The organism is Pseudomonas sp. G5001 (assembly GCF_013385475.1).
Taxonomy (GTDB): domain Bacteria; phylum Pseudomonadota; class Gammaproteobacteria; order Pseudomonadales; family Pseudomonadaceae; genus Aquipseudomonas.
The window spans coordinates 22,815-48,175 of record NZ_JACAPZ010000027.1 but is presented as its reverse complement, the minus strand read 5'-3'; the positions used below and the strand labels follow the sequence as shown (position 1 = coordinate 48,175).

The window sequence follows — 25,361 nt, the reverse complement described above, 5'->3', positions numbered from 1 at the left end:
TTCTCACCTCGTAGCCAGTTGTGCCGATGAATATCCCTAATCTGATCACCGTACTACGCGTCCTGCTCATACCGATTTTCATATTGCTGTTTTACCTGCCGTACGAATGGAGCTACATGGCATCCAGTTCGGTGTTTGCCTTCGCAGCCGCCACCGACTGGCTGGACGGTTACCTGGCCCGTCGCCTGGAACAGAGCACGCCGTTTGGCGCGTTCCTGGACCCGGTGGCCGACAAACTGATGGTAGCGGTCGCCCTGGTGCTGCTGGTGCAGGAACACGGCAACCTGTGGCTGACGTTGCCGGCGGCCGTGATCATCGGTCGCGAGATCGTCGTCTCCGCCCTGCGGGAGTGGATGGCCGAAATCGGCGCCCGAGCCCACGTGGCCGTGTCCAACATGGGCAAATGGAAAACTGCGGCGCAGATGCTTGCCCTGGTGATCCTGCTGGCCAACCCGTCGGATTTCTCCTTCTGGGTATTGCTGGGCTATGCCTTGCTGCTGATCGCTGCGGGCCTGACCTTGTGGTCCATGCTGCAATATTTGCGCGCCGCCTGGCCGCATCTGCGCACCGAGGTTGAAAAGAAATAAAACTTTTTTGAATCAAGGGGTTGACGGGTGATGAGGATTCTATAGAATGCGCATCACCAAGACGCGGGAATAGCTCAGTTGGTAGAGCACGACCTTGCCAAGGTCGGGGTCGCGAGTTCGAGTCTCGTTTCCCGCTCCAAACACAAAGAAAAAGCCACTCAATAGAGTGGCTTTTTTTTGCCTGGGATTTAAGGAATAGACGCTTCGGCGTCTTTTTTCGTTTCTACGCAAAACTACTGAAATCTGTCTCCAGCCACTTTTTTAAGTACATTTTTGAGTACATGGAATACGGGCAGTGGGCACAGCGGTTTTTGGGCGGAGCACCCCGGTCCGGCATCGTATACATCTCCTCGACCCGAAGCACTTGCCGCATTCCCGCCACCCGAAACAACAACGCCGGCAAGTGCCGGCGCTGTGTGCGGTTCAGGCATTACCCTCAGCGAAATGCCGGCACCACGTGCTTGATAAACAGCTCAAGGGATTTTTTCTTCTCCGCGTGGGGCAAGCTGTTATCACACCAGAAGCTGAACTCGTCCACACCCAGCTCCTGGTAGTACTGGATGCGCGGGATGATTTCTTCAGGCGTGCCAATCATTGCGGTCTTGTGCAGGCTTTCCAGTTCAAACTCCGGACGCCCGGCGAATTTTTCTTCCGGGCTCGGGTCAAGGAAGCCGTTGACCGGCACGGTCTTGTTGCCGAACCAGGCATCAAAGGTGCGATAGAATCGGGCGATTGCCTTGGCCCCGACTTTCCAGCCGTCAGGGTCGTCTACCGCGTGCACGTGGGTGTGACGCAACACCATCAGTTGTGGGCGTGGCACATCCGGGTTGTTGTCCAGGGCAGCCTGGAATTTATTTTTCAGGTCGAGGACTTCTTCGTCGCCCTTCATCAACGGCGTGACCATCACGTTGCAGCCATTAGCTACCGCAAAGTTATGCGAGTCCGGGTCGCGTGCGGCAATCCACATCGGCGGGTTGGGCTGCTGGATCGGCTTGGGCACGCTGGTGGAGGTGGGGAACTTCCAGATGTCGCCGTCATGGGCATAGTCGCCTTTCCACAACGCACGTACCACCGGCACCATCTCGCGCAGCGCCTGGCCGCCGGATGAGGCGGGCATGCCGCCGGCCATGCGGTCGAACTCCACCTGGTAGGCACCACGGGCCAGGCCGACTTCCATGCGTCCGTTACTGATCACGTCGAGCAGCGCGCATTCGCCTGCCACCCGCAGTGGGTGCCAGAACGGCGCGATGATGGTACCGGCGCCCAGGTGAATGGTGGTGGTTTTGGCCGCGAGGTAAGCCAGCAGCGGCATCGGGCTGGGCGAGATGGTGTATTCCATGGCGTGGTGTTCGCCAATCCAGACGGTGCTGAAACCACCGGCTTCCGCCATCAGGGTCAGTTCGGTCAAGTCTTCGAACAACTGGCGATGGCTGACACTTTCATCCCAGCGTTCCATGTGCACGAACAGGGAAAATTTCATGACGCTTACCTCGGATCTATTGTGATCGGCCTGTCGACTGCGGGCCCTTAGGTGCTCTCGCCAATGTGAAGCTTGCCAGTGATGAAGGCTATTCGGCGGATTGATTGTTGGTATACCATAATACGGAATATCTGCAAAACTTTTCTCTCCAGCGGTCGCACATTCACTTCACAAGGAAGGCGAGCTAGATGAACATAAAACAAAAATTGATCCTGGCCTTTGCGGTGATCGCCAGCCTGCCAGTCATTCTGGTGGCAGTGATGATCATCCTCAACGTGCGCCATGAGGCACGGGACGGCTTTATCGACGGCAGCGAACGCGAGATTCGCCAGGTCGACAATGCCATGCAATTGTTTTTTGAAGGTATCAGTCAGAACGTCGCCTACCTGGCGGCGCATCCGCAGTTGCAAAGTATCAACGGCGATGTGAAACGCTATCTGGCCAGCGACGCCGCCCAAGTCGCACTCGGCGGGCGCGATCAGCAGTTGTTCAAGCTGTTCGAGGGCTTGGCCAAGAGTCATTCGGCCTACACCTACCTGTCACTGGGTACTGAAGATGGCGGCTATGTATTCTGGCCGGGTGACCCGAAGCTGGCGAGCTACGACCCGCGCACCCGGCCCTGGTACAAGACGGCCATGGCGCAACCGGGCAAGACCCTGCGCACCGAGGCGTATTACTGGGCCGCCGATGACGTGGTGCTGGTCAGTACGGTGCGAAGCTTCAATGACCGCCAGGGCAACGCGAGCGGGGTGGTGAACATCGATGTTTCCCTCAAGCAACTGACCGACCTGGTCAAACAGATCAAGCTGGGTGACAGCGGCTACCTGATGTTGATGGAAGCCAATAACACCGTGTTGGTGGACCCGAATGACCCGTCTCACAACTTCAAGAAACTTAGTGAGTTGGGCGAGGGTTACCGGCAGTTGAGCGAGGCTGGGCAGGGCCTGGTGCAGGTCGAGTTGGCAGGCGAGCGCTACATGGCGTTTGTCTGGCCGTCCAGGGCATTGGGCTGGCGGTTTGTCGGGGTGGTGCGGGAAAGTGAAGTGATGGCCGGCGCGGCGCGCCTGACCTGGCTGATCGCGGCGATCGCCCTGGTGTGTGCCGTGTTGTTTGCAGTGGTGGGCGCCTGGTTTGCCGGGCTGATCGTCAAGCCGATTCGTGGTGTGGCCAGCGGCCTGGAAGGCATCGCCCAGGGCGAAGGAGACCTGACGGCGCGCCTGCCGGTAAAAGGGCGAGACGAGACGGCACAACTGGCCGGCTGGTTCAACCAGTTCCTCGAAGCGATCCGCACGCTGATCCAGCGCATCGGCCAGGCGGCCGGGCAGATCCACAGCAGTTCGGGGAGTGCCATGGAGGTCTCGGTGGAAATGGCTGAGGTCGCCTCACGCCAACGGGAGGCCGTGGACATGGTGTCCACCGCGTTTCATGAGATGGTCGCCACCTCCAATGAAGTCGCGCGCTCCTGCAGCCAGGCCGCCGACTCTGCCGACAACGGACAGCGCCAGGCGCACACCGGCCAGCAGCAGATCGACGCAGCAGTGAGCAGCGTAGGGCGCCTGAGTGAGGAAATCGGCCACTCCGCCCAGTCCATGGAGCAACTGGAAAAAGACAGCAACGACATCCAGTCGATACTCGGCACCATCCGCTCCATCGCCGAACAGACCAACCTGCTGGCGCTGAACGCTGCCATCGAAGCCGCCCGAGCCGGTGAACAGGGGCGTGGTTTTGCCGTGGTGGCAGACGAAGTGCGGGCCCTGGCCAAGCGTACGTCGGACTCCACCGGCGAGATCGACGGGCTGCTGGGCAACCTCGCCCGGCGTACCCATCAGATGGGTAAACAAATGCATGCCAGCCTGGAGGTGTCCCAGGAAACGGTGGTGTCAATCAACGACGCACGGGCCAGTTTTGGGTTGATTCGCGAGTCGGTGGACGTGATCCGCGACATGAATACGCAAATCGCAACGGCTGCCGAAGAGCAGCACCAGGTGGCTGAAGACATCAATCGGCACATCAGCCAGATTCACGGGGATGCACAGTTGGTGGCGAGCCTGGCTGATTCCACGCGCCAGGATGCGCAGCAATTGACGACGTTGTCTCAGACGTTGAATCAGTTGGTCAGCCGCTTCCGCACCTGACCGGTGGGCGCCCGGGCTGCCGGGCGCCTGCAACGGTAACGATCAGGCAATGGCGGGCAGGGCGCCCATCTTGCCGTGGCAATAAACCAGTGGCCCGGCGTTCTGCCGGGGCATGATCAGGTTCTTCACCGCACCGACCATGATTGCATGGTCACCGCCTTCATACTCACGCCACAACTCGCACTCGATCACCGCCGTGGCATTGGCGAGGATCGGGTTGCCCAGTTCACTCAACGTCCATTCGATGCCCTGCGCCTTGTCTTTGCCCTTGCGCGCAAAAGCATAGGCTTCGCTTTGCTGCCCACCGGACAGCACATGAATGGCAAAGCGCTGGTTCTTGATCAGCACCGGATAGGAGTCGGAACTGTAGTTGGGGCAGAACAGCACCAGGGCCGGCTCCATGGACAACGAGCTGAACGCACTGGCGGTAAGTCCGACTATCTGCCCGTCATCATCGAGCGTGGTGATCACGGTGACTCCGGACGGAAACGAACCCATCACTTGTTTGTAGATGGCGGCATCGATCATGGGACGGTCCTCGTAGGGTGAAGCGGATTTTATAGATTTGTAGGTCTGATGGTATACCGTAATACAATCTAATCAAGGGCTTTTTCAGGCGGCCGATGAACGTTGACCTTTGGTCTTATAGCCAATGAATACGGGGGTTAGCCCGCTGAATGAAGAGGGGCCGTGTGGCACAATAGCGGATCAGATGCGTGCCAGGACTACGGATCAGTCTTGTGAAAATGTTGGAATACCATAATATGGTGTTCGTATGGGGGTGGCCAGAGAGCTCCCCCGGTTTGGCGTCAAACAACTATAAGATCAGACAAACGCGAGTTCATTTCCATGCCCCAGATGTCCCGGCAAGATCCCCTGATCGAGAATCACACGGTCGATTACGTCCCCCTCGCGGAGCGCCATGGAAAGGCCCGCGACCTGTTCACCCTATGGTTCAGCACTAACATTGCACCGCTGCCCATCGTCACCGGCGCTATGGTGACTCAGGTGTTCCATCTCAACCTGGTGTGGGGGCTGCTGGCGATTGCCCTCGGGCACATGCTCGGCGGTATTGTCATTGCCCTCGCGTCGGCCCAGGGCCCGCGCATGGGCATCCCGCAGATGGTGCAGAGCCGGGGTCAGTTCGGGCGCTACGGAGCGCTGCTGATCGTTTTCTTCGCGGCCCTGATCTACATTGGCTTTTTCATCTCCAACATTGTGCTGGCGGGCAAGTCCATCGTCGGCATCGTGCCGTCGGTACCGGTGCCGGCCAGCATCCTGATCGGCGCGCTCAGCGCCACGGCCATTGGCGTGATCGGCTATCGCTTTATCCATACCCTGAACCGCATCGGCACCTGGGTGATGGGCAGCGCATTGCTGGCGGGTTTCCTCTACATTTTTTCCCACGACCTGCCGGCAGACTTCCTCACCCGTGGCGGCTTCAATCCGGCCGGCTGGCTGGCGACGGTGTCGTTGGGAGTGATCTGGCAGATCAGCTTCTCCCCCTATACCAGCGATTATTCGCGCTACCTGCCGGCTGATATCGGCATCACCCGACCCTTTGTCGCCACCTACCTGGGGGCCACTCTCGGCACCATTTTGTCGTTCTCCTTTGGCTTGGTCGCCGCCCTGGCGACACCCGAAGGCACTGAGGCGATGGTCGCGGTCAAGCAAGCCACCGGCTGGCTGGGGTCGATCCTGATGGTGCTGTTTCTGCTCAATATCATCAGCCACAACGCCCTGAATCTGTATGGTGCGGTGCTGTCGATCATCACCTCGATCCAGACCTTCGCCAGCCAGTGGACACCCGGCATCAAAGTGCGTGTGGTGCTGTCCAGCGTGGTGCTGGCCGGATGCTGCGTGGTGGCATTGGGCGCGTCGGCGGACTTCATCTCGCAATTTATCGGCCTGATCCTTGCGCTGCTATTGGTGCTGGTGCCGTGGGCGTCGATCAACCTGATCGATTTCTACATCATCAAGCGTGGCGCCTATGACATTGCGTCGATCTTTCAGGCGGACGGCGGGGTTTACGGACGCTTTAACCTGCATGCGATCGTGGCGTATTTCATCGGCATCATCGTGCAACTGCCGTTTGCCAATACGTCGCTGTACGTGGGGCCATGGGCCAATCTGGTAGAGGGCGCAGACCTGTCGTGGCTGGTGGGGTTGGTGGTGACGTGTCCGCTGTATTACTGCCTGGCGACGCGCGAGCATAGCCGGAAGATGAGGACGGTAAAGTTGGGCTATACCGACTGATCATCGAATGAACTGAAATGCCCGGCCAATGCCGGGCATTTTTTTATCTGCAGTTAAGGCCTGCCGATGCAGCCGTATCCTTGTAGCAAGCTGGCTTGATGATCAATGACATCCGGCCAGGTCCAATGTTAGCAGGCAAAAAAAGGCCGCCACAACCCGACGTTGTGGCGGCCCAAGGGTGACTCAATGGGCGCCGGCGGCCTTGTTCAGATCGCTTTCAGCCCATGCGGTATAGACGCAAGCATCCGCCGTGGCCCAGCGCACGCGCACCGGGTCGCCGGCCTTGAGTGGCATGCCCGCAGCAGACAACGCCTTGACTGTCATCGAGGTGCCGCCAAGGGTTTTCACGGTGCAGGTCTGGCTTTCGCCGAGGAACAGCACCTCGCCTACAATCGCTGACACCTCATTCCAACCCGCCGCCAATGCCTGCTCGGTAGCTTGCTCGACACTCAGCGCCAAGGCTTTTTCCGGGCGTACCATCAACAGCACCTCCTGCTCGGTTTGCAAGCCGCTGGTCAGGCGGATCGACAGCGATTGGCCTTCAAACGATGCCACCGCATTCCCCTGCGCCTTGAGCTTGAGGAAGTTGGAGTTACCGAGGAACGAGGCTACAAACGCATTTGGCGGGTTCTGGTACAGGTCGTAGCCACTGCCCAGGCCGACAATCTTGCCGTGGCTGAAAATCGCGATGCGCTGGGACAGGCGCATGGCTTCTTCCTGGTCGTGGGTTACGTAGACGATGGTTATGCCCAGGCGCCGATGTAATTGGCGCAGTTCGTCCTGCAGGTCTTCACGCAGTTTTTTGTCGAGGGCGCCGAGGGGTTCGTCCATCAGCAGGATGCGCGGCTCGTACACCAGCGCCCGCGCGATGGCGACGCGTTGCTGCTGGCCGCCGGAGAGTTGCGAAGGGCGGCGATGGGCAAATTGCTCAAGCTGCACCAGCTTGAGCATGGCGTCGACGCGCTTCTCGCGCTCGGCGCTGGCCAGTTTGCGAATCGCCAGGGGGAAGGCGATGTTGTCGCGCACCGACAAATGCGGGAACAGCGAGTAACGTTGGAACACCATGCCGATGTCGCGTTTGTGCGGCGGCACATTGACCAGGGATTGGCCGCTCACCAGGATCTCGCCGCTGCTTGGCGTTTCAAAGCCTGCGAGCATCGACAGGGTGGTGCTTTTGCCAGAGCCGCTGGAGCCGAGGAAGGTCAGGAATTCGCCGTCCTTGATATCCAGCGAGATGTTATCCACGGCGGCAAATTCACCGTAGTACTTGTTCAGGTTGCGCAAGCTGACCAGGGGTTGGCCATGGTTTTGCGCGGTATCTTGGATCACTGCACTCATGTCTTGCTCCTGGGCGCTCAAGCGCGGGTTTCTGTGCGCCGGCGAAGGGCGGCGGCGATGACCATGACGAGCACCGAGAGGCCGATCAGCAACGTCGAGGCGACGGCAATCACAGGCGTCAGGTCCTGGCGCAGGGTGGTCCACATTTTTACGGGAAGGGTTTGCAGGGTCGGGCTGGCCATCATCACGCTGAGCACCACTTCGTCCCATGAGACGAGAAAGGCGAACAACGCGCCGGCCACCATTCCCGGGCGAATCGCCGGGAATGTCACCTTGAATACGGCCTGCAGGCGCGATGCGCCGCAGATCACCGCCGCATCTTCAATCGATTGGTCGAACAGCTTCAGCGAGTTGATGATCGAGATAATGGTGAACGGCAGCGCGACAATCACATGGCTCACTACAAAGGCGAACATCGTGCCGGTATAGCCGAGCTTGAGGAACAGTGCGTACACCGCCACCGCGATGATCACCAACGGCACGATCATCGGCAGGGTGAACAGGCCGTAGAGCAACTCGCGGCCAGGAAATCGCCCACGCACCAGGGCAAATGCGGTGGGCAGGCCCAGCGCCACGGCGAACACGGTGGTCAGTACCGCAACCTTGAGGCTCGCTACCGCCGCGTTCATCCAGTCGGCATTGGAGAAGAACTGGCCGTACCATTTCAGCGTCCAGCCCGGTGGCGGGAACACCAGCCATTGGGACGAGCCGAACGACAGCAACACGATGAACACGATCGGCAACAGCAAGAACAGGCCAATCATGCCGGTGGTGGTGTAGAGGCCCAGGCGCATCCTGCGGCTCATGGCATTGGAAGTCAGGAGCATGACGGCTTACCTCGCGTTGCTGGCGCCAACCGGGGATTCCGGCTGAAGCTTCAGGTAGAAGTAGAACAGCACCAGCGTGATAAAGATCAGCAATGCGGCGCCGGCACTCGCCAGGCCCCAGTTGAGGAACGACTGCACCTGCTGGATGATGAACTCAGGCAGCATCATGTTCTGCGCGCCGCCGAGCAGCGCCGGGGTGACGTAGTAACCGAGGGACATCACAAACACCATCAAGCCGCCGGAAAACAACCCCGGTCGGCACAGCGGCAGGAACACCCGGAAGAAGTTGGTCCAAGGGCTGGCACCGCAGATGGAGCCGGCCTGCAGGATCATCGGGTCGATGGCCTGCATGGTTGCCTGCAATGGCAGCACAATGAACGGGATCATGATGTAGCTCATACCGATCACCACGCCGGTCAGGTTGTGCACCATCTCCAGCGGCTGGTCGATGATGCCCATCGCCATCAGTGCCTTGTTGATCACCCCGGAGGCTTGCAGCAATACCAGCCATGAATAGGTGCGGGCGAGCAGGCTGGTCCACATCGACAGCAGCACGATGTTCAGGATCCAGCGCCCCCAGCCGCGTGGTACCAGGGTAATCACCCAGGCCAGCGGGAAGCCCAGCAACAGGCTGAACAGGGTCACCAGGCCGGCCACCGAAAAGGTATTGAGCAGTACCCGGGCGTATGCCGAGTTAGCGAACAGTTGCTCATAGTTGCCAAGGCCCGGTACGGGCTCCAGCACGCCGCGCAGCAACAGGCCGATCAGCGGCGCGAGGAAGAACAGGCCGAGGAACAGCAGCGCCGGGATCAGGTTGCTCGACCCCCGCCAGCGCTGCGCCAGGGATGGCGCACCTGGTTTGCAGGAAACTGCGCCAGCAACGCCGAGGGCGCTCCCGGTCGGCGTGGTTGCCGTCATTTTCATTTGACTAGCCATTCATTCCACCGTGTCGCAATGGCCGGACCGTTCTTGGCCCAGTAGGCGAAATCGAGGGTGATCTGGTCCTTGGCATACGCCGTCGGCAGGTTGGGCGCGAGCACTGAGTCCAGGCGCTGCACACTGTCGATGTTCACCGGTGCATAAGCGGTCAGGTTAGAGAAGTCGGCCTGGCCCTTGGCGCTGCTGGCACTGGCCAGGAACTTCATCGCCGCGCCTTTGTTTTTGCTGCCTTTAGGCACGACCAGGATGTCCGCCATCACCAGATTCTGTTTCCAGCTTACGCCTACGGGTGCGCCATCTTCCTGCAGGGCATGAATGCGGCCGTTCCAGAACTGACCCATGCTGACTTCGCCCGAGGCCAGCAGTTGCTGGGACTGTGCGCCGCCGCCCCACCAGACGATGTCTTTCTTGATGGTGTCGAGTTTCTTGAAGGCGCGGTCCAGGTCCAGGGGGTAGAGCTTGTCGGCGGGAACGCCGTCAGCCAGCAGCGCCAGTTCGAGTACGCCAGGGCTTGGCCATTTGTAGAGGGCACGTTTGCCGGGGTAGGTTTTGGTGTCGAACAGCGCGGCCCAGTCCTGTGGCTTGCCAGCGCCGAGCTTGCCCTCGTTGTAGCCGAGTACGAAGGAGAAGAAAAACGAGCCGACGCCATGGTCGGAGACAAACCGCGGGTCGATCTTGTCGCGCTGGATCACCGAAAAATCCAGGGGTTCGAGCAGCCCTTCAGCGGCGGCGCGCAAGGCGAAGTCAGCCTCCACGTCTACCACGTCCCACTGCACGTTGCCGCTCTCGACCATGGCCTTGAGCTTGCCATAGTCGGTGGGACCGTCCTGCACCACAGTGATCCCGCTGGCCTTGCTGAAAGGATCGGCCCACGCCTGCTTTTGCGCATCCTGGGTGCTACCGCCCCAGCTCACGAAATTGACGCTTTCGGCCGCCAGGGCCGCGTGAGTGGCCGTGGCCAGCAAACCCGCGAACAGCATCGCGGTTGCACGTTTTTTCAACACCATTTTCACGCCCTCATTTGTTTTGTTATTGAGCGGGCCTGGTAATGCCCGCCTATCGGGAGCAGTAGGTCTCTCGAAGCCTCTATTGCGAAGCCTCAAAAGTCGACCGTACCAAGGCTTTTTACTGGCGCTATCCCTGGCATGCGCACTTGGCAAAAGTACTCGGTCGATGGAATATCATATTATGGTATTCCAAGCTTTGTGCAAGCACTTTGCCTTACCGGTTATCCGTCATTCGGTGAACGGAATGCTTTCCACCACCTCCAGGTCGTAGCCTGTCAGCCCGGCGTATTTCAGCGGAGGGCCAAGGTGGCGCAGCTTGCAGACGCCAAGGTCCTGCAATATCTGCGCGCCGGTGCCGACTTCCGAATAGATCCGCGACTGCGAACGGCTGAACTGGCGCGGCGTCTGGGTCAACTGCGGGACGCGTTCGAGCAGGGCCTGGGAGGATTCATGATTGGCCAGCACCACCACCACGCCGCTGCCTTCTGCGGCGACGCGTTGCAGGGCGGCCCATAAGGTCCAGTTGGAGGGGCCGCTATACTCGGCGCCCACCAGGTCGCGCAGCGGGTCGATCACGTGCACGCGCACCAGGGCGGGCGTGTCGCGGTGTAACTGCCCCATGACCATCGCCATGTGCACGCCGCCATCAATGCGGTCCTCAAAGGTGATCAGGCGGAACGTGCCGTGCACTGTGGGCAGGTCGCGCTCGCCGATGCGCACTACGGTGCGCTCGGTACTGAGGCGGTAGTGGATCAGATCGGCGATGGTGCCGATCTTGATCCCATGCTTGTGCGCGAACACCTCAAGGTCAGGGCGACGTGCCATGGTGCCGTCATCGTTCATCACTTCGACGATCACCGAGGCTGGTGTGTGCCCGGCCAGGCGCGCCAGGTCGCAACCGGCTTCGGTGTGCCCGGCGCGCGTCAACACGCCACCATCCTTGGCGCGCAACGGGAAAATATGCCCCGGTTGCACGATGTCGGCCGGCCCCGCATCGGCATTCACGGCCGCGGCCACCGTGCGCGCCCGGTCGGCGGCGGAGATGCCGGTGGTCACGCCGGTGGCGGCTTCGATGGACACGGTAAACGCGGTGCTGAACACGCTGCCATTGCTCGGCACCATCTGCTGCAGGCCGAGGCGCTGGCAGTGTTCGTCGGTGAGGGTCAGGCAAATCAGGCCACGCGCTTCCCGGGCCATGAAGCTGATAGTCTCGGCGGTGCAGCACACCGCGGGCAGCAACAGGTCGCCTTCGTTCTCCCGATCCTCGTCGTCCACCAGGAGCACCATTTTGCCTTGGCGGTAGTCTTCGATGATGTCTGCGATGTTGTTGAAAGACATGGTGGCTGCTCGATTTATTGGTTGTATGTATTATGGTATACCACAAAACCAAGCAAGAGGATGTCACGATGAAGGCTTACTGGATTGCCCATGTAAATGTGTCCGATGCAGAGCAGTACACGCAGTACACCCAGCGCGCGCCTGCGGCCTTCGCGAAGTTTGGCGGGCGCTTCCTGGCCAGGGGCGGGCGCAGCGCCGCGATGGAAGGCGGGCCTGCCAGGCAACGTAATGTGGTGATCGAGTTCGACAGCTACGAGCAGGCGCTGGCCTGTTATGAGTCTGCGGAGTATCAGGAGGCAAAGGCGCGTCGTGAAGGGGCGGGCGAGGCGCAGATCATCATCGTGGAAGGGCTGGTGCCTTAGGGGTATCAGGCATACATCACATTTTTGATCCGTGTCGGGTCTGACGATCAGCGGATGAAGTGAATCTTGCCGCTGTCGTCGTTACCGATGTAGATGCCATACACCCCAGCCTGGCGTTCCTCGATATAACGCTCGAGGATCTGCCGGATCGCCGGGTAGTAGATGCTGTCCCAGGGAATGTCCTCGGGCGCGAAGAACTTGTAGTCGAGGGTCTCCGGCCCGAACTGGCCGGTGATCTGCAGCGCGATGGCGCGGAAGATGATGTACACCTCGCTGATCTTCGGCACGCTGAAAATCGAGTAGGGCGAGAGGATCTCCGCGCGTACGCCGCTTTCTTCCCAGACTTCGCGTAGTGCGGCCTGTTCAGTGGTTTCGCCACCTTCCATGAAGCCGGCCGGCAGCGTCCAGGTGCCAGGACGCGGCGGGATGGCCCGCTGGCAAAGCAGATATTTGCCGTCCTGCTCGATGATGCAGCCGGCGATAATCTTCGGGTTGATGTAGTGGATGTAGCCGCAGCCCCGGCACATCAGGCGCTCATGGGTATCACCCGGTGGCAGCTGGTGACCGAGGTCACTGCTGCCACATGTCGGGCAAAAACTGGGGCTGGGCATGGTCAGTGACCTATGCGCGGTTCTTTGAGGGCGATGGGCAGTGTGATCTCGGGGATCTTGCCGGTCTCTTCCTGCTTGCGCTTGAGGTAATCCAGGGCCACGGCGGCGGCGGCGCGCACGTGGTCGACACAGGCCTGGTGGGCGGCGAGCGGGTCGCCGCTCTTGATCGCCTGGACCATACGCTCCATTTCCTGGTTGCTGGTACCGCGACGGTTTTCCTGGGATACCGAGGTCGCGCGCAAGTAGCTGATACGTGCCTGCAACTGACGCAGTTGGGTGGCCGCCACGTGGTTGCCGGAGCCTTCGAGCAACACGTCGTAGAATCCTTGTACCGAATCAATGACCTGTTGCAGCTCACCGTCCTTGAGGGCCTTGCGGTTTTCCTCGAGGGCTTTTTCCAGTGCCTTGATGTCCTTGGCCTTGGCGCGCAGGGTGAACAACTGCACGATCAAGCCTTCGAGCACGCAACGCAGTTCATAGATGTCGACGGCATCGGCCAGGGTGATGATCGCCACTTGCGGGCCCTTGGCATCGGCGAACTCCACCAGGCCTTCGGACTCCAGGTGACGCAAGGCTTCGCGCACCGAGGTGCGGCTGACGCCGAGGCGGTCGCAAAGGTCGCGTTCCACCAGGCGGTCACCCGGCAGCAGTTGGAAGTTCATGATGGCGCTGCGCAGTTTTGCCAGCACGATTTCGCGCAGGGTGACCGGGTTGTGATTGACCTTGAAGCTGTCGTCGAGTGGCAGGCGTTTCATGGGGGCTGCTCTGAATGTTGCGGTTAACTGGAGGCCTCGGCGTCGGTTTCGGCGAAGGCTTCACGGGCCAGTCGGAAACTGTCCACGGCGGCGGGAACCCCGCAATAAATGCCGACCTGAAGCAGAATTTCGCGTATTTGTTCACGACTCAGCCCGTTACGCAAGGCGCCGCGCACGTGCAGCTTGAGTTCATGGGGCCGATTGAGGGCCGAAATCATCGCCAAGTTTATCATGCTGCGTTCTTTAAGCGACAAACCCTCACGGCCCCACACATGGCCCCAGCAGTATTCGGTGACCATCTCCTGCAGGGGGCGAGTGAAGTCGTCGGCGTTCTCGATCGAACGTTGCACATAGGCTTCGCCCAGCACTTGCGTACGGATTTTCAGGCCCCGTTGGTACTTGTCGTCGCTCATCAATCAGCTCCTCAGGCCAGGGTGGGCAGCGGGCCCAGCTTGCCCTTGTGGTAGATCATCGGTGTGACCGGTTGCTCGGGCAGGATCAGGTTTTTCACCGCTCCGACGATGATCGCGTGATCGCCACCGTCGTATTCGCGCCACAACTCGCACTCGATGATCGCCGTGGCCTTGGCCAGCAGCGGATTGCCCAGTTCGCTCAAGTGCCACTCGATGCCCTTGGCCTTTTCCTTGCCCTTGCTGGCAAAGGCATAGGCTTCGGCGGTCTGGTCGGCGGACAGCAAATGAATCGCAAAGCGCTTGCTGTCGCGCAGGATCGGATAGGTGTCCGATGCATAGTTGGGGCAGAACAGGACCAGTGCCGGGTCGATCGACAGCGCACTGAATGCGCTGGCGGTGATGCCGACGATGCCGCCATCCGGGTCGAGGGTAGTGACGACCGTCACCCCGGACGGGAATGAACTCATGACGTCTTTGTAAATGCCGGGTTCGATCATGGTCGGGGTCTCTTAACGCATCACAAAAGGATCAGGCATGGGCGCCTGGGAAAGGTTGATCCACACCGTCTTCAGCTCGGTGTAAGCCAGTACCGAATCGATGCCACTTTCACGTCCATAGCCGCTGTTCTTGAAGCCGCCAATGGGCGCCATGGCCGAGACGGCGCGGTAGGTGTTGACCCAGATAATCCCCGAACGCACGTCGCGGGCCAGGCGGTGGGCACGACCGAGGTCGCGGGTCCAGATGCCGGCGGCGAGGCCGAACTGAGAGTCGTTGGCGATGGCCAGGGCTTCGGCTTCGTCCTTGAAACGGATGACCGAGGCCACCGGGCCGAACACTTCTTCCTGCATGATCCTCATCGAGTTGCGGTCGCACTCGAACAGGGTCGGCTCATAGAACCAGCCTTCGCCCAGGTTCTGCGGACGCTTGCCACCGGTACGCAGGCGCGCACCTTCAGCGATGGCATCCGCCACCAGGCCTTCGACCACGGCCAGTTGCTGTGCGGTGGCCATGGGGCCCATTTCACTGGCGTCGTCCTGCGGGTTGCCGATGCGAATGCGTTTGGCGCGCTCTACCAGGCGCTCGACGAATTCGTCGTAGATTTCATCCTGCACCAGCAGGCGCGAGCCAGACACACAGCTTTGCCCCGACGCCGCGTATATCCCGGCAATCGCACCATTGATGGCGCTGTCGAGGTCGGCATCGGCAAAGATGATGTTCGGTGACTTGCCGCCCAGTTCCAGCGACAGCTTGGCGAAGTTCTCGGCGCTGCTGCGTACTACGTGCCGCGCCGTGGCTGCGCCGCCGGTAAAGGCGATCTTGCGCACCAAAGGGTGGCGGGTGAGGGCGGCGCCGGTGCTTGGGCCGTAGCCAGTCACCACATTGACCACGCCCGGCGGAATGCCAGCCTCCAGGGCCAGGCGCGCCAGTTCGAGGATGGTCGCCGAGGCGTGCTCCGACGGTTTGATCACGATGGTATTACCCGCTGCCAGGGCCGGCGCGAGTTTGATCGCGGTCAAGTACAGCGGGCTGTTCCATGGAATGATCGCGGCCACCACGCCCATGGCTTCGTGCACGGTGTAGGCGAAGAGGTCCGGCTTGTCCAGCGGCAGGGTGCCGCCCTCAAGCTTGTCGGCCAGGCCTGCCGTGTAATGGAAGAACTCCGGCAGGTAACTGACCTGACCGCGTGTCTCGCGGATCAGCTTGCCATTGTCGCGGCTTTCGAGCTGTGCCAGTTGTTCCTTGTTTTCGGCAATCAAATCTCCCAGGCGGCGCAGCAGTTTGCCCCGCGCGGTAGCGGTGAGGCCACGCCAGGCCGGGCTGTCGAAGGCGCTTTGCGCGGCCTGCACGGCGCGCTCCACATCCGTCTCGTCGGCGTCGGGCAGTTGCGCCCAGGGTTCGGCCAGGGCTGGGTTGAGGCTGTCGAAAGTCTTGCCGGACAGGGCATCGACCCATTCACCGCCGATGCACATCTGGAAGCGTGCGAGTGTCATGCAACGATCCCCTTTATTGGATTTTTTTGGGTGTACACCGTGTCAAGAAAGCCCAGCAGCAGTTGGTTGACCAGCCGCGGCGATTCCACTGGCATCATATGCCGTTGCTCGGCCAGCACTGCAACCGTCGCACCGGGAATGCGATCGGCCAGTTGCCGGGCCATCTCCGGGGTCGAGCCCGGGTCGAGTTCACCGGTGGCGACCAGGGTCGGCGCGCGCAAACCCTTGAGGTCGTCGGCGCGGTACATGTCCTGGGTCGCGAACAGCTCGTACGTGGTGAGGTAGCCCTGGGGGTCGTTGCCCGCCAGGGTTTCACGCAGCGCAGCGATCTGCGCCGGGTTGGCTGCCTGGTACTCGCGGCTGAACCAGCGTGACAGCGCGGCTTCGGCATTCGCATCCGGGCCATGCTCGGCGGCCTGGGCAGTGCGTGCGATCACCCCGGCACGCTGTTCGGCGCTGCGGTTGAACACACTGTTGAGCACCACCAGGCCTTGCAGGCGTTCGGGGTAATGCAAGGCAAACGCCCGCGCAACCAGGCCGCCCATGGAAAACCCGATCACCGTTGCCTGAGGCAGTTGCAGGTGGTCGAGCAGTTCCAGCAACTGGTCGGCATACCCCAGCAGCGGGGTGCCGGCAGCCGGGCGCGGGCTGGCGCCATGGCCCAGCATGTCATAGGTGATCACGCGATAATTCGTGGCCAGGCCAACGACTTGCCCGCCCCACATTTCTTTATTCAGGCCCACGCCGTGGATCAAAACCACAGGCTGGCCTTGGCCGGTCGCCAGATAACTGGTGCCAGCCGGGGTGCGATCAGCGGTGAGCTGAATCATGGAGCGCTCCTGCATGTTTTTTGTTTGGGTGACCGGTCTTGCTTACTGGGCTTTCTCGGCTGACAGCTCTTCCAGGTCGATGTAACGGTTGCCGATGCGTGGGTGCAGGCGGCCGCCGTCGGCGCACCCAAGGACCACCACGATCTCGTCGGCACGCGGGGAATCTTCTATCTGCATTTCCAAGGTGATGTAGTGCGAGCGCAGCCCTTCGTCATCCTTGTGCATCATCGGGATTTGAATCGATGTGCCCGGGCCACCGCGCTTGTTGGTAAAACTCAGGTAGCTCTTGGCCTTGACCGCTTCGCGGTAGTGGTTGCCAAAGCGCAGGGTATGGATGATTGCCGAGGCGTGTTCGATTTCACCGTCGGCACCGACCACGGCGGCCTTGCCATAGGCTTCGATATTGTCTGCACCACCGATAATGCCAATCAGGCGCTCCACCATCAGTGCGCCGAGATCCGAGCAGTTGGCACGGATTTCCGGTTTCAGGTCTTCGACAAAACCGCGACCCAGCCACGGGTTTTTCAGGACGACAGCCAGGCCCACCATAGTCACTGGCGTGTCGGAGGCCTTGCCGCCTTCAATAAAGGTTTCTTCTACATAGCTGACGATCTTGCGGATTTCAAAACTCATGGCTGCTCCACCTGGGTGCTGATTGGTTTGTGTATGATGGTATACCATAATACCGCAAGCGCAAGAGCTGCAAGCAAACTGAAGATGGGTTCGCGCGATAAAAGGTCGAGCGGATGGCTTTTTCTGGTCTTGAGATCCCAGTGGCTCTTATGCAGGGCGGGGCCCCAGGACGGCTTTCAATCCCAAGAACAGGTCTATCAGGGGATAACGTTGCAGCTATTAGAGTTTTCTGCGAACGAGGCTAATCTTTGAAAACGTCACTAAAAGGTGTGCCAAGCATGTCAACTGAATCGAAATGCCCTTTCAACCACGCTGCGGGTGGCGGCACCACGAACCGAGACTGGTGGCCCCAGCAACTGAACCTGAAGATCCTGCATCAGCATTCCTCCCTCAGCGACCCCATGGGTGAGGGCTTCGATTACGCCAAGGCGTTCAAGAGCCTTGACTTCGAAGCGGTCAAGCAGGATTTGCGCGATGTCATGACGCAATCCCAGGACTGGTGGCCCGCGGACTTTGGCCATTACGGCCCGCTGTTCATTCGCATGGCCTGGCACAGCGCCGGGACCTACCGTACCGCCGACGGTCGCGGCGGTGCCGGTTCCGGTCAGCAGCGCTTTGCACCGCTCAACAGCTGGCCTGACAACGTCAGCCTGGATAAGGCCCGTCGCCTGATCTGGCCGGTCAAGCAAAAGTACGGCCGGCGGATTTCCTGGGCCGATTTGATCGTACTCACCGGTAACGTTGCGCTGGAGTCGATGGGGTTCAAGACCTTCGGGTTCTCCGGCGGTCGCCCGGATGTCTGGGAGCCGGACGAGGACGTTTACTGGGGCGCCGAGACCACGTGGCTGGGGGGAGAAGAGCGTTACGGCGTGCAAAAGAAAATGCAGCAGCCGGGTGATGGTCCGTTGGTGGCTGAACCGCAGAACCATGGCAACGAAGAAAGCCGCACCGGGGGCGGTGAGCGCAACCTGGAAAATCCCCTCGCCGCTGTGCAGATGGGCTTGATCTACGTGAACCCGGAAGGGCCTGAAGGTGTTCCGGATCCGGTCGCCTCGGCGAAGGATATCCGTGAAACCTTCGGTCGCATGGCGATGAATGATGAAGAGACCGTAGCCCTGATCGCCGGCGGTCACGCCTTCGGCAAGACCCACGGCGCAGGTCCGGCGGATAACGTCGGCCCGGAACCGGAAGCGGCTGGCCTGGAAGAGCAGGGGCTGGGCTGGAAAAACAGCTTCGGCAGCGGCAAGGGCGGTGACACCATCACCAGCGGGCTGGAGGTGACCTGGACTTCGACGCCGACAAGATGGAGCAATGAGTACCTCGAAAACCTCTTCGGCTTTGAATGGGAACTGACCAGGAGCCCGGCGGGCGCCCACCAGTGGACGCCGAAGAACGGTGCTGGCGCCGGCAAGGTTCCGGATGCCCATGACGCCGGCAGGCGGCATGCGCCGAGCATGCTGACCTCGGACCTGGCGCTGCGCTTCGATCCGGCGTACGAGCAGATCTCCCGACGTTTCCTGGCCAACCCGGACCAACTGGCAGACGCCTTTGCCCGTGCCTGGTTCAAGCTTACCCACCGCGACATGGGCCCGCTTGCGCGTTATCTCGGCCCGGAAACCCCCGCGGAAGAGTTGCTGTGGCAGGACCCGATTCCTGCGGTCGATCATCCACTGGTGGATGAGCAGGATGTGGCGGCGCTCAAGCAAAAGATTCTCGCCGCCGGGCTGACGGTCTCGCAGCTGGTTTCGACGGCATGGGCAGCGGCGTCCACCTTCCGCGGCTCCGATAAACGCGGGGGAGCCAATGGCGGGCGCCTGCGCCTGGCTCCGCAGAAGGACTGGGCGGTCAACCAGCCTGAGCAACTGTCGGGCGTACTGAAGCGTCTCGAAGCTATTCAGGGCGACTTCAATACCGCACAGACGGGAGGCAAAAGGATTTCCCTGGCCGATCTGATCGTGCTGGCGGGCAATGTGGGGGTTGAGCGGGCGGCCCAAAATGCCGGCCGCAAGACCACGGTGCCTTTCACGGCAGGGCGCACGGATGCTTCCCAGGAGCAGACGGATGTCGAGTCGTTCGGTTTCCTTGAACCGGTCGCCGATGGCTTTCGCAACTACCAGAAGGGGCACTACAAGGTGTCGGCCGAAGCGTTGCTGATCGACAAGGCGCAACTGCTGACATTGACCGCACCCGAAATGACGGTGCTGTTGGGCGGACTGCGGATCTTGGGTCTAAATGTCGGGGAAAGCAAGCACGGGGTGTTCACCGAGCGCCCGGGAACCCTGACCAATGACTTCTTCAGGAACCTGCTGGACATGGGCGTTGAATGGAAGCCGGTCACCGGCACCCACGATACCTTTGAGGCGCATGACCGCAAGACCGGTGCCGTCAAGTGGACTGGCACCCGGGTCGACCTGGTGTTCGGTTCGCATGCCCAGTTGAGGGCGCTGTCCGAAGTCTATGGCAGTGCCGACGCCGAGGAGAAGTTCGTCGAGGACTTCGTGGCGGCCTGGACCAAGGTGATGAACCTGGATCGCTTTGAACTGGCCTGACACTGGCGCCTGACGTTTACAGGCCCACGCTGTGGGCCTGTTCGCTAGCGGCCTTGGCTTATCCAGGTTTCCAGGTCCGTTGCGGTCATGGGCTTTGCTATCAGGTAGCCCTGCGCTTCGGAACATCCCCACTGTATCAAGAGGTCGAGGATTTCCTGGTTTTCTACACCTTCGGCAACGACTCGGTAGCCGAGCCCTTTCGCCAGGCCTATCAGGGTTTTAACCAACTGCTTGTCATTTTGATTGCTGCCCAGCCCGCTGATCAATGATTGATCCAGCTTGACGGTAGTGGCCGGCAGTTCCTTCAGGTACGCCCAGTTACTGTAGCCCGTGCCGAAATCATCAACCGCGACTTCTATGCCAATCTGCCGAACGCGCTGCAGTTGCCGGATGACTTCCTCAGGGTTGGTCATCAACATGCTTTCGGTAAACTCAAGTTCAAAGTCGGCAGGGTCAAGGTCATGCCGGTGAAGCTCATCAATCATCGCGTCCACGAACTCGGAGCTTTCCAGATCGCTGACGGTAATGTTCATCGCTATTCGCAGGCGCACGCCTTGTGCTTTCCAGGCTGCGGCTTGCCGGATGATTGCGTTGAGCACCCATAATCCAACGGACGGTATCAACGCGGTTTTTTCGGCCAGGGGGATGAACTCGGCAGGGCTGATGGGGCCAAGCAACGGATGGGTCCAGCGTAGCAATGCCTCTACCGAATCACAGCTTCCCGAGGGCAGTTTGACTTTGGGCTGATACACCAGGCTGAACTGTTTGTCGCAGCTGACCGCTTCCGGCAATGAACTCAACAGCATGAACGCGCGTTGTTGAGCCGCATCAAACTGGGGTTCATAAAGAGACCAGCCCAGCTTGCGGTCACGTGCCTCATCTGCCGCACTCACCAGCAGGCGCAGCCAGTCTTGCTGGCCGGAGTGGTGAATGGGCAGCACGCCAATCCCGACTTGCATGAGGATGGGGATGCCGTGGCATTCAACAGGCTTTTTGAAGTCCTTGAGAATACTTTCGCAGATGTGCTCGGTGGTTTGATTCTCCTCAAGGATGAAGCCAAACCGCGTCGGGCTGATTTTGTAAAGCAGGCACTGCGCGGGTAACAGGTTTTGCAGGCGAGATTTGATCGCCAGAACCAGGTCTCCGGCAAAGCTGTAGCCCAGGGCCTTTACAATATCGTTGAGAAACTTTGGCGAAATAATGTCAACTGCGTACACATGGCACGCGTTTTCAAGCTTAAGCGCTTGACGTATATCTTCCTCAAGCCTGAGTCGATTGAATAGCCCAGTCGGTTGGTCTACGAAGTTGCGGGACCGCATGCCCTGTATGCGCATCATGACCAGCTCGGCAAAGTCGTTGAGCATTGCACTGTCACGCTCGCTCATGGGAGGGCGGGGGACAGTATCAATGATGCAGAGACTTCCCAGGGTAAAGCCATCCTCCGTGATCAATGGCGCGCCCGCGTAATAACGAATATGCGGCGGCCCCGTGACCAGGGGATTGTCTTTGAAGCGGGCATCCAGCGTTGCGTCCGACACCTCCAACAGGGCGTTGTCCAGGGTAGAGTAGGCGCAAAAAGACACTTCTCGCGGTGTCTGCGTTTCTGTAATTCCCACGCGTGCCCTGAACCATTGCCGGTGTTTATCGACAATTGAAATCAGTGCGATGGGGGCGTTGTAATAGGCAGACGCCATCTCGACGATCTTTTCAAATACATCATCACTATCGCTGTCGGTTGGACAAAATTTCGCGACCTCTTTTAGCCGTTCAATTTCATTCGGCGGAATAGGAGCGCCTTCGCCCATGACAATCCTCAAAGTGGTTATGTTCGTACAACAAGGTATCAGACAGTGCCATCATTATGATGTTGTTTTTCTATTCATCAGATAGCTCAAGGGTATGGCGTCCGGTGATCTCTTCCTGCGTATCTCCCTAATTCTTGCGCCCTGCGGATGAATGTACGCGCGGGGCAGCGAAGTGGATGCACGGCATTAAAAATTTTTCCGGCATTTCCGCGCTTCTAGTTCACCCGGGGCGCCGCCTTGATGGCCATGTACGCATCCTTGATGGGCTCAAAACCATATTTCTCTTCCAGCCGTTTCACGATGAAGTGCCCCCGCGCCATGTCCTGGTAGAAGTGGGTGAACAGTGCATTGATTGTCGCCCCGGTAAAGGCGCCCATCACGGGAACGGCCTGGGCTGCGAACTTGCTGGAAATGGTAAAGCCAAAACGTGTCGCGACTTTATCGATGAGGATCGCCAGCCATTTCCCGGCTTGGCCCGGGGACAAGCTGCTGATGGCCTTGGAGCCCTGCTTGGCGGCGATCCCCGCCAGCTCCTTGGACAGTTGTTGCATGGCCTGGGTGGTGAAGCTGCGGGTCATGTAGTAACCGGTCTCCGTTGCATCGTCGGCCTGGCTGGTGCCACCCATGGCAAACACCTCGATGCAGGCTTGTTTGGTCGAAAAGTCGCCCAGGTCGAAACCCTCGCTGCGCGCCACGTCGGCGACCGCGCGCATCATGATGGTGGTAGAGATCGGCAGCTCGATAAACAGCGCCGCGAAACCGAAGGCCCCGCCGATGGCGCCCGAGGTGGCCGCAAAAGCCTTGTGCAGCCGGGTCGAGGCCGGTTTTCTCGGACTGTTGTCCAGGCTTTTCAGCGCCGCGCCGGCGGATGAATGCAGCGCTGCCGCCACCGCGCCATTGATCCGTTTGGAAACCACCCCCGGCAATGCCTTTACCGCGCTTTCAATCGGGGAGCCGATCATGCCGGACAGCCTGGCCGTCAGGGAGGGTGACTCCAGCAAACCGACGGCCCGCTTGAGATCCTGATAGTCCTCGGGATTGTCTCTGATGCTCACAGGCGTCTCCTTGAAATTTTTCCGGCTTTGATAAAACAAAGACCCGCGAAGAGGGCCATCGTGCCGTCACGCTTTACCCATTCTTTACCTGCGCGGGTGCTGCGTTCGCCGGCGGGTCGGTTAGGCTCCCAGTTACCTTGAACTGAGCGGCGGTGTGAATCGAATGAACCTTCAACCTCGGTACTGGCTGGCGGTGAGCGCCCTGGTGGGCAGCCTGGGATTGATTGCGGGGTGTGCGGGCGATCCGCCAAACCCGCGGGCCGAATTCAGCGAGCGGGTCAACAAGGAACTGAGCACCGCGTATCAACCGTCCCATTATGAAACGTCCGGCTGGGGCGCGACCTGGCAGCTCGACAAGCAATCGGTGAACGTTGCGTGGCTGGCACCAGTGACCCATGAGCGCCTGCCGCTGATTATCTACTTGCCGGGTTTGGGTGAGCCGGCCTCGGGCGGGGTGGCGTGGCGCAAGGCTTGGGCGCAGGCCGGTTATGCGGTGTTGTCGGTTCAGGAACCCGCCCATGATCAGTCGATCTTTGCCTCGCAGCAGGCGTTATATGGCGACTTTCGCGGGATGGCGAGCAGTCATTACTCCGCCGCCGCCCTGCGTGACAGGCTGTCGACCTTGCAGAAAGTCCTGAGCGAAGTTCGGGCACGGGCCGCCAAAGGCGACGCGCAACTGGCGGCCATCGACTGGAACCAGGTGGTGGTGGCCGGCTTTGATTTTGGCGCGCAGACCGCTGAGGCACTCGCCGGGGCGCTGGAGCCCGGGGCCACCCCGGGCGTCGGGATTCAACCCAAGGCGGTGTTGCTGCTCAGCCCTTATGTGGACGCCGATGCCCGGCCGGACGTGTTTGCCCGGATAACGGCGCCCGTGCTGTCGATGACCGGCCAGCAGGATGAAGACCCGTTCAACTGGGTCAGCTCTTACCGTCAGCGAGAGGTGTTGGGCGAGTCGGTGACAGCGGCGGGCAGTGTTCAGCTGGAGTTGAACAGTGCGACGCACAAGACCTTGTCCGGGAGCGAGCTGTTCAGCCGGCCGGCGAAAAGGACCGACAAGGGCAGTGCTTCGTCTGGCGACGCGCCCAAGGGTCGAGGGCACAAGCACGGCGCCAAACCTGGCGGCGGCCCGATGGCGGGCGAACCGGCGCCGGACCCCAAGCAGGTGGCCGCGATTCAGGCCATGGGTGTGGCGTTCCTGGATAGCCGGGTCAAACACAATCCCGCCGCCACCGAATGGTTGCACCAGGGCGCGTCAACCTGGCTGGGTGAGGCGGGACGGTTGAAGTAATGGCGGCGGGCTTCCCCCCGCCAAGCGTGATGTATAAGTTTCTCAAACGTCATCAACCATCTTTTTCCGGCGTGATACGCTAGCCTTACTTTTGAATTGGCACTGGTCGTTCCCGCGTATACGGCGACAGTGAGGAGTGAACATGTCGAAAATTTCCCACCAGGATCTACGGCGCTCGTTTCGCGAGCTGCTGGCCTCCCAACACTGCTTTCACACCGCCTCGGTGTTCGACCCGATGTCGGCCAGGATCGCTGCAGACCTGGGCTTCGAAGTCGGCATCCTGGGAGGCTCGGTGGCGTCATTACAGGTCCTGGCTGCACCGGACTTCGCGCTGATTACCCTGAGTGAGTTCGTCGAGCAGGCCACCCGCATCGGCCGGGTGGCGCAGCTTCCGGTGATCGCCGACGCCGACCACGGCTACGGAAATGCACTGAACGTGATGCGCACCGTCCAGGAACTGGAGCGTGCTGGCGTCTCGGCGCTGACCATTGAAGATACCCTGTTGCCCGCGCAGTTCGGGCGCAAATCCACCGACCTCATCAGCACGGAAGAGGGCGTGGGCAAGGTCAAGGCGGCCCTGGAGGCTCGGGTCGATCCGCAGCTTTCGATCATCGCCCGGACCAACGCCGCCGTATTGCCGGTGGAAGACGTCATCCATCGCACCAAGGCGTATCAAGAGGCTGGCGCAGACGGCATCTGCATGGTGGGTGTCCGTGACTTCGACCACCTTGAACAGATCGCCGAAGGCCTGACGGTGCCGTTGATGCTGGTGACCTACGCCAACCCGCATCTCAATGACAACGAACGCCTGGCCAAACTGGGTGTGCGGATTGTGGTTGCCGGGCACGGCGCGTACTTCGCCTCGATCAAGGCCACCTACGACAGCCTTCGCGAACAGCGCAACCTCACGCGCAGCACGTCAAACCTTACCGCCAGCGAACTGACCCACACCTACACGTTCCCCGACACCTACGTGAGCTGGGCCAAAGAGTTCATGGATGTCCAAGAGTGACATGACCCTGCAGGAGCGAGCTTGATCGCTCCTGCAGAAGCTCTAAGCTAATTCCATAAAATTATTTATTTTATTTTTTATAGATCAATATCATCTAACTGAGTTGACCCTTGGAGAGCCGGAGTCCGCGCTGTTCAAGTCTTATCCGCT

23 protein-coding genes, 1 tRNA gene and 1 pseudogene are annotated in these 25,361 nt (G+C 60.3%); 9 read left to right on the top strand and 16 right to left on the bottom strand.

All coding sequences use genetic code 11. From position 1 onward, the window contains the following. Positions 1-26: 26 nt before the first annotated feature. Positions 27-587, top strand: a complete 561-nt coding sequence (pgsA, locus tag HX805_RS21710) for a CDP-diacylglycerol--glycerol-3-phosphate 3-phosphatidyltransferase (protein WP_003208929.1) — start codon at positions 27-29, stop codon at positions 585-587. Positions 588-650: 63 nt separating this feature from the next. After that, a tRNA-Gly gene (locus HX805_RS21705) sits at positions 651-726 on the top strand. 297 nt (positions 727-1,023) lie between these two features. Here HX805_RS21705 and HX805_RS21700 read toward each other — a convergent pair. After that, positions 1,024-2,067, bottom strand: a complete 1,044-nt coding sequence (locus HX805_RS21700) for an LLM class flavin-dependent oxidoreductase (protein ID WP_102368697.1) — start codon at positions 2,065-2,067, stop codon at positions 1,024-1,026. A 188-nt stretch (positions 2,068-2,255) separates the two neighbouring features. Here HX805_RS21700 and HX805_RS32635 point away from each other — a divergent pair. Both HX805_RS32635 and HX805_RS32630 read left to right on the top strand, forming a co-directional pair. Continuing rightward, a pseudogene (locus HX805_RS32635) lies at positions 2,256-3,344 on the top strand (cache domain-containing protein); the annotation flags it as partial. A gap of 72 nt (positions 3,345-3,416) precedes the next feature. Beyond that, on the top strand, positions 3,417-4,202 hold the full coding sequence (locus HX805_RS32630) for a methyl-accepting chemotaxis protein (protein ID WP_371132958.1): 786 nt from the start codon (positions 3,417-3,419) through the stop codon (positions 4,200-4,202). Between the two features lie 42 nt (positions 4,203-4,244). Here the strand turns inward: HX805_RS32630 and HX805_RS21690 are convergent, their stop codons facing one another. Then, on the bottom strand, positions 4,245-4,730 hold the full coding sequence (locus HX805_RS21690; protein ID WP_177080865.1) for a flavin reductase family protein: 486 nt from the start codon (positions 4,728-4,730) through the stop codon (positions 4,245-4,247). 321 nt (positions 4,731-5,051) lie between these two features. Between HX805_RS21690 and HX805_RS21685 the strand changes: the two genes are divergently transcribed. Further along, a complete protein-coding gene (locus tag HX805_RS21685) occupies positions 5,052-6,458 on the top strand; it encodes a cytosine permease (protein ID WP_087694308.1) in 1,407 nt (468 codons plus the stop codon). 183 nt (positions 6,459-6,641) lie between these two features. On the opposite strand, the gene HX805_RS21680 is transcribed toward HX805_RS21685, so the two are convergent. The 5 genes from HX805_RS21680 to ribBA all read right to left on the bottom strand — a co-directional run bounded on the left by HX805_RS21680 (position 6,642) and on the right by ribBA (position 11,907). Beyond that, positions 6,642-7,796 (bottom strand): ABC transporter ATP-binding protein, encoded by a 1,155-nt coding sequence (locus tag HX805_RS21680; protein ID WP_087694307.1) that lies wholly within the window; start codon positions 7,794-7,796, stop codon positions 6,642-6,644. A 17-nt stretch (positions 7,797-7,813) separates the two neighbouring features. Next, positions 7,814-8,623, bottom strand: coding sequence for an ABC transporter permease (locus HX805_RS21675; protein WP_087694306.1), 810 nt, complete (start codon positions 8,621-8,623; stop codon positions 7,814-7,816). A 6-nt stretch (positions 8,624-8,629) separates the two neighbouring features. Beyond that, entirely contained in the window at positions 8,630-9,547 is a 918-nt protein-coding gene (locus HX805_RS21670) for an ABC transporter permease (protein ID WP_168197505.1), read from the bottom strand. Next, a complete protein-coding gene (locus HX805_RS21665) occupies positions 9,544-10,569 on the bottom strand; it encodes an ABC transporter substrate-binding protein (RefSeq protein WP_177117307.1) in 1,026 nt (341 codons plus the stop codon). Before HX805_RS21665 ends, HX805_RS21670 begins: the two co-directional genes overlap by 4 nt. A 228-nt stretch (positions 10,570-10,797) precedes the next feature. Further along, positions 10,798-11,907: a bifunctional 3,4-dihydroxy-2-butanone-4-phosphate synthase/GTP cyclohydrolase II gene (gene ribBA / locus HX805_RS21660; protein WP_087694304.1), complete on the bottom strand. Its 1,110-nt coding sequence runs from the start codon at positions 11,905-11,907 to the stop codon at positions 10,798-10,800. A 68-nt stretch (positions 11,908-11,975) separates the two neighbouring features. Between ribBA and HX805_RS21655 the strand changes: the two genes are divergently transcribed. After that, positions 11,976-12,269 (top strand): DUF1330 domain-containing protein, encoded by a 294-nt coding sequence (locus HX805_RS21655; protein ID WP_087694313.1) that lies wholly within the window; start codon positions 11,976-11,978, stop codon positions 12,267-12,269. Positions 12,270-12,316: 47 nt separating this feature from the next. On the opposite strand, the gene HX805_RS21650 is transcribed toward HX805_RS21655, so the two are convergent. Genes HX805_RS21650 through HX805_RS21620 form a run of 7 tightly spaced genes read right to left on the bottom strand, consistent with a single transcriptional unit; the run spans position 12,317 to position 17,502 of the window. Further along, complete coding sequence (locus tag HX805_RS21650; RefSeq protein ID WP_087694303.1) at positions 12,317-12,880, bottom strand: NUDIX hydrolase; 564 nt, start codon at positions 12,878-12,880, stop codon at positions 12,317-12,319. A gap of 2 nt (positions 12,881-12,882) precedes the next feature. Next, a complete protein-coding gene (locus HX805_RS21645) occupies positions 12,883-13,635 on the bottom strand; it encodes a GntR family transcriptional regulator (protein ID WP_087694302.1) in 753 nt (250 codons plus the stop codon). 23 nt (positions 13,636-13,658) lie between these two features. After that, positions 13,659-14,048 carry a carboxymuconolactone decarboxylase family protein gene (locus HX805_RS21640; RefSeq protein WP_087694301.1) on the bottom strand — a complete coding sequence of 130 codons (390 nt, stop codon included), beginning with the start codon at positions 14,046-14,048 and terminating at the stop codon, positions 13,659-13,661. A gap of 11 nt (positions 14,049-14,059) precedes the next feature. Further along, on the bottom strand, positions 14,060-14,545 hold the full coding sequence (locus HX805_RS21635) for a flavin reductase family protein (protein ID WP_010567340.1): 486 nt from the start codon (positions 14,543-14,545) through the stop codon (positions 14,060-14,062). A 12-nt stretch (positions 14,546-14,557) separates the two neighbouring features. Further along, entirely contained in the window at positions 14,558-16,039 is a 1,482-nt protein-coding gene (locus tag HX805_RS21630) for an aldehyde dehydrogenase (protein ID WP_177117306.1), read from the bottom strand. Next, the gene (locus HX805_RS21625; protein WP_102368700.1) at positions 16,036-16,869 is read right to left on the bottom strand and encodes an alpha/beta fold hydrolase; all 834 of its coding nucleotides are present in this window, start codon (positions 16,867-16,869) and stop codon (positions 16,036-16,038) included. The genes HX805_RS21630 and HX805_RS21625 overlap by 4 nt, the downstream gene beginning before the upstream one ends. A 42-nt stretch (positions 16,870-16,911) precedes the next feature. Continuing rightward, entirely contained in the window at positions 16,912-17,502 is a 591-nt protein-coding gene (locus HX805_RS21620) for an amino acid synthesis family protein (RefSeq protein WP_177080863.1), read from the bottom strand. A 278-nt stretch (positions 17,503-17,780) separates the two neighbouring features. On the opposite strand from HX805_RS21620, the gene katG reads away from it, so the two are divergent. Further along, positions 17,781-20,051, top strand: a complete 2,271-nt coding sequence (gene katG / locus HX805_RS21615) for a catalase/peroxidase HPI (RefSeq protein ID WP_177117305.1) — start codon at positions 17,781-17,783, stop codon at positions 20,049-20,051. A 44-nt stretch (positions 20,052-20,095) separates the two neighbouring features. Here katG and HX805_RS21610 read toward each other — a convergent pair whose 3' ends face one another. Then, complete coding sequence (locus HX805_RS21610) at positions 20,096-21,856, bottom strand: EAL domain-containing protein (RefSeq protein ID WP_177080861.1); 1,761 nt, start codon at positions 21,854-21,856, stop codon at positions 20,096-20,098. 215 nt (positions 21,857-22,071) lie between these two features. After that, on the bottom strand, positions 22,072-22,911 hold the full coding sequence (locus HX805_RS21605; protein WP_177009355.1) for an EcsC family protein: 840 nt from the start codon (positions 22,909-22,911) through the stop codon (positions 22,072-22,074). 163 nt (positions 22,912-23,074) lie between these two features. Between HX805_RS21605 and HX805_RS21600 the strand changes: the two genes are divergently transcribed. Continuing rightward, the gene (locus HX805_RS21600) at positions 23,075-24,199 is read left to right on the top strand and encodes an alpha/beta hydrolase (RefSeq protein WP_177117304.1); all 1,125 of its coding nucleotides are present in this window, start codon (positions 23,075-23,077) and stop codon (positions 24,197-24,199) included. A gap of 142 nt (positions 24,200-24,341) precedes the next feature. Beyond that, complete coding sequence (locus tag HX805_RS21595) at positions 24,342-25,211, top strand: oxaloacetate decarboxylase (RefSeq protein ID WP_003208921.1); 870 nt, start codon at positions 24,342-24,344, stop codon at positions 25,209-25,211. Positions 25,212-25,361: the final 150 nt, after the last annotated feature.

What these genes read in the sequence shown, in the direction of transcription:
- pgsA (WP_003208929.1), top strand. Translation starts at nt 27, where the DNA reads ATGAATATCCCTAATCTGATCACCGTACTACGCGTCCTGCTCATACCG.
- HX805_RS21700 (WP_102368697.1), bottom strand. Translation starts at nt 2,067, where the DNA reads ATGAAATTTTCCCTGTTCGTGCACATGGAACGCTGGGATGAAAGTGTC.
- HX805_RS32630 (WP_371132958.1), top strand. Translation starts at nt 3,417, where the DNA reads ATGGAGGTCTCGGTGGAAATGGCTGAGGTCGCCTCACGCCAACGGGAG.
- HX805_RS21690 (WP_177080865.1), bottom strand. Translation starts at nt 4,730, where the DNA reads ATGATCGATGCCGCCATCTACAAACAAGTGATGGGTTCGTTTCCGTCC.
- HX805_RS21685 (WP_087694308.1), top strand. Translation starts at nt 5,052, where the DNA reads ATGCCCCAGATGTCCCGGCAAGATCCCCTGATCGAGAATCACACGGTC.
- HX805_RS21680 (WP_087694307.1), bottom strand. Translation starts at nt 7,796, where the DNA reads ATGAGTGCAGTGATCCAAGATACCGCGCAAAACCATGGCCAACCCCTG.
- HX805_RS21675 (WP_087694306.1), bottom strand. Translation starts at nt 8,623, where the DNA reads ATGCTCCTGACTTCCAATGCCATGAGCCGCAGGATGCGCCTGGGCCTC.
- HX805_RS21670 (WP_168197505.1), bottom strand. Translation starts at nt 9,547, where the DNA reads ATGAAAATGACGGCAACCACGCCGACCGGGAGCGCCCTCGGCGTTGCT.
- HX805_RS21665 (WP_177117307.1), bottom strand. Translation starts at nt 10,569, where the DNA reads ATGGTGTTGAAAAAACGTGCAACCGCGATGCTGTTCGCGGGTTTGCTG.
- ribBA (WP_087694304.1), bottom strand. Translation starts at nt 11,907, where the DNA reads ATGTCTTTCAACAACATCGCAGACATCATCGAAGACTACCGCCAAGGC.
- HX805_RS21655 (WP_087694313.1), top strand. Translation starts at nt 11,976, where the DNA reads ATGAAGGCTTACTGGATTGCCCATGTAAATGTGTCCGATGCAGAGCAG.
- HX805_RS21650 (WP_087694303.1), bottom strand. Translation starts at nt 12,880, where the DNA reads ATGCCCAGCCCCAGTTTTTGCCCGACATGTGGCAGCAGTGACCTCGGT.
- HX805_RS21645 (WP_087694302.1), bottom strand. Translation starts at nt 13,635, where the DNA reads ATGAAACGCCTGCCACTCGACGACAGCTTCAAGGTCAATCACAACCCG.
- HX805_RS21640 (WP_087694301.1), bottom strand. Translation starts at nt 14,048, where the DNA reads ATGAGCGACGACAAGTACCAACGGGGCCTGAAAATCCGTACGCAAGTG.
- HX805_RS21635 (WP_010567340.1), bottom strand. Translation starts at nt 14,545, where the DNA reads ATGATCGAACCCGGCATTTACAAAGACGTCATGAGTTCATTCCCGTCC.
- HX805_RS21630 (WP_177117306.1), bottom strand. Translation starts at nt 16,039, where the DNA reads ATGACACTCGCACGCTTCCAGATGTGCATCGGCGGTGAATGGGTCGAT.
- HX805_RS21625 (WP_102368700.1), bottom strand. Translation starts at nt 16,869, where the DNA reads ATGATTCAGCTCACCGCTGATCGCACCCCGGCTGGCACCAGTTATCTG.
- HX805_RS21620 (WP_177080863.1), bottom strand. Translation starts at nt 17,502, where the DNA reads ATGAGTTTTGAAATCCGCAAGATCGTCAGCTATGTAGAAGAAACCTTT.
- katG (WP_177117305.1), top strand. Translation starts at nt 17,781, where the DNA reads ATGTCAACTGAATCGAAATGCCCTTTCAACCACGCTGCGGGTGGCGGC.
- HX805_RS21610 (WP_177080861.1), bottom strand. Translation starts at nt 21,856, where the DNA reads ATGGGCGAAGGCGCTCCTATTCCGCCGAATGAAATTGAACGGCTAAAA.
- HX805_RS21600 (WP_177117304.1), top strand. Translation starts at nt 23,075, where the DNA reads ATGAACCTTCAACCTCGGTACTGGCTGGCGGTGAGCGCCCTGGTGGGC.
- HX805_RS21595 (WP_003208921.1), top strand. Translation starts at nt 24,342, where the DNA reads ATGTCGAAAATTTCCCACCAGGATCTACGGCGCTCGTTTCGCGAGCTG.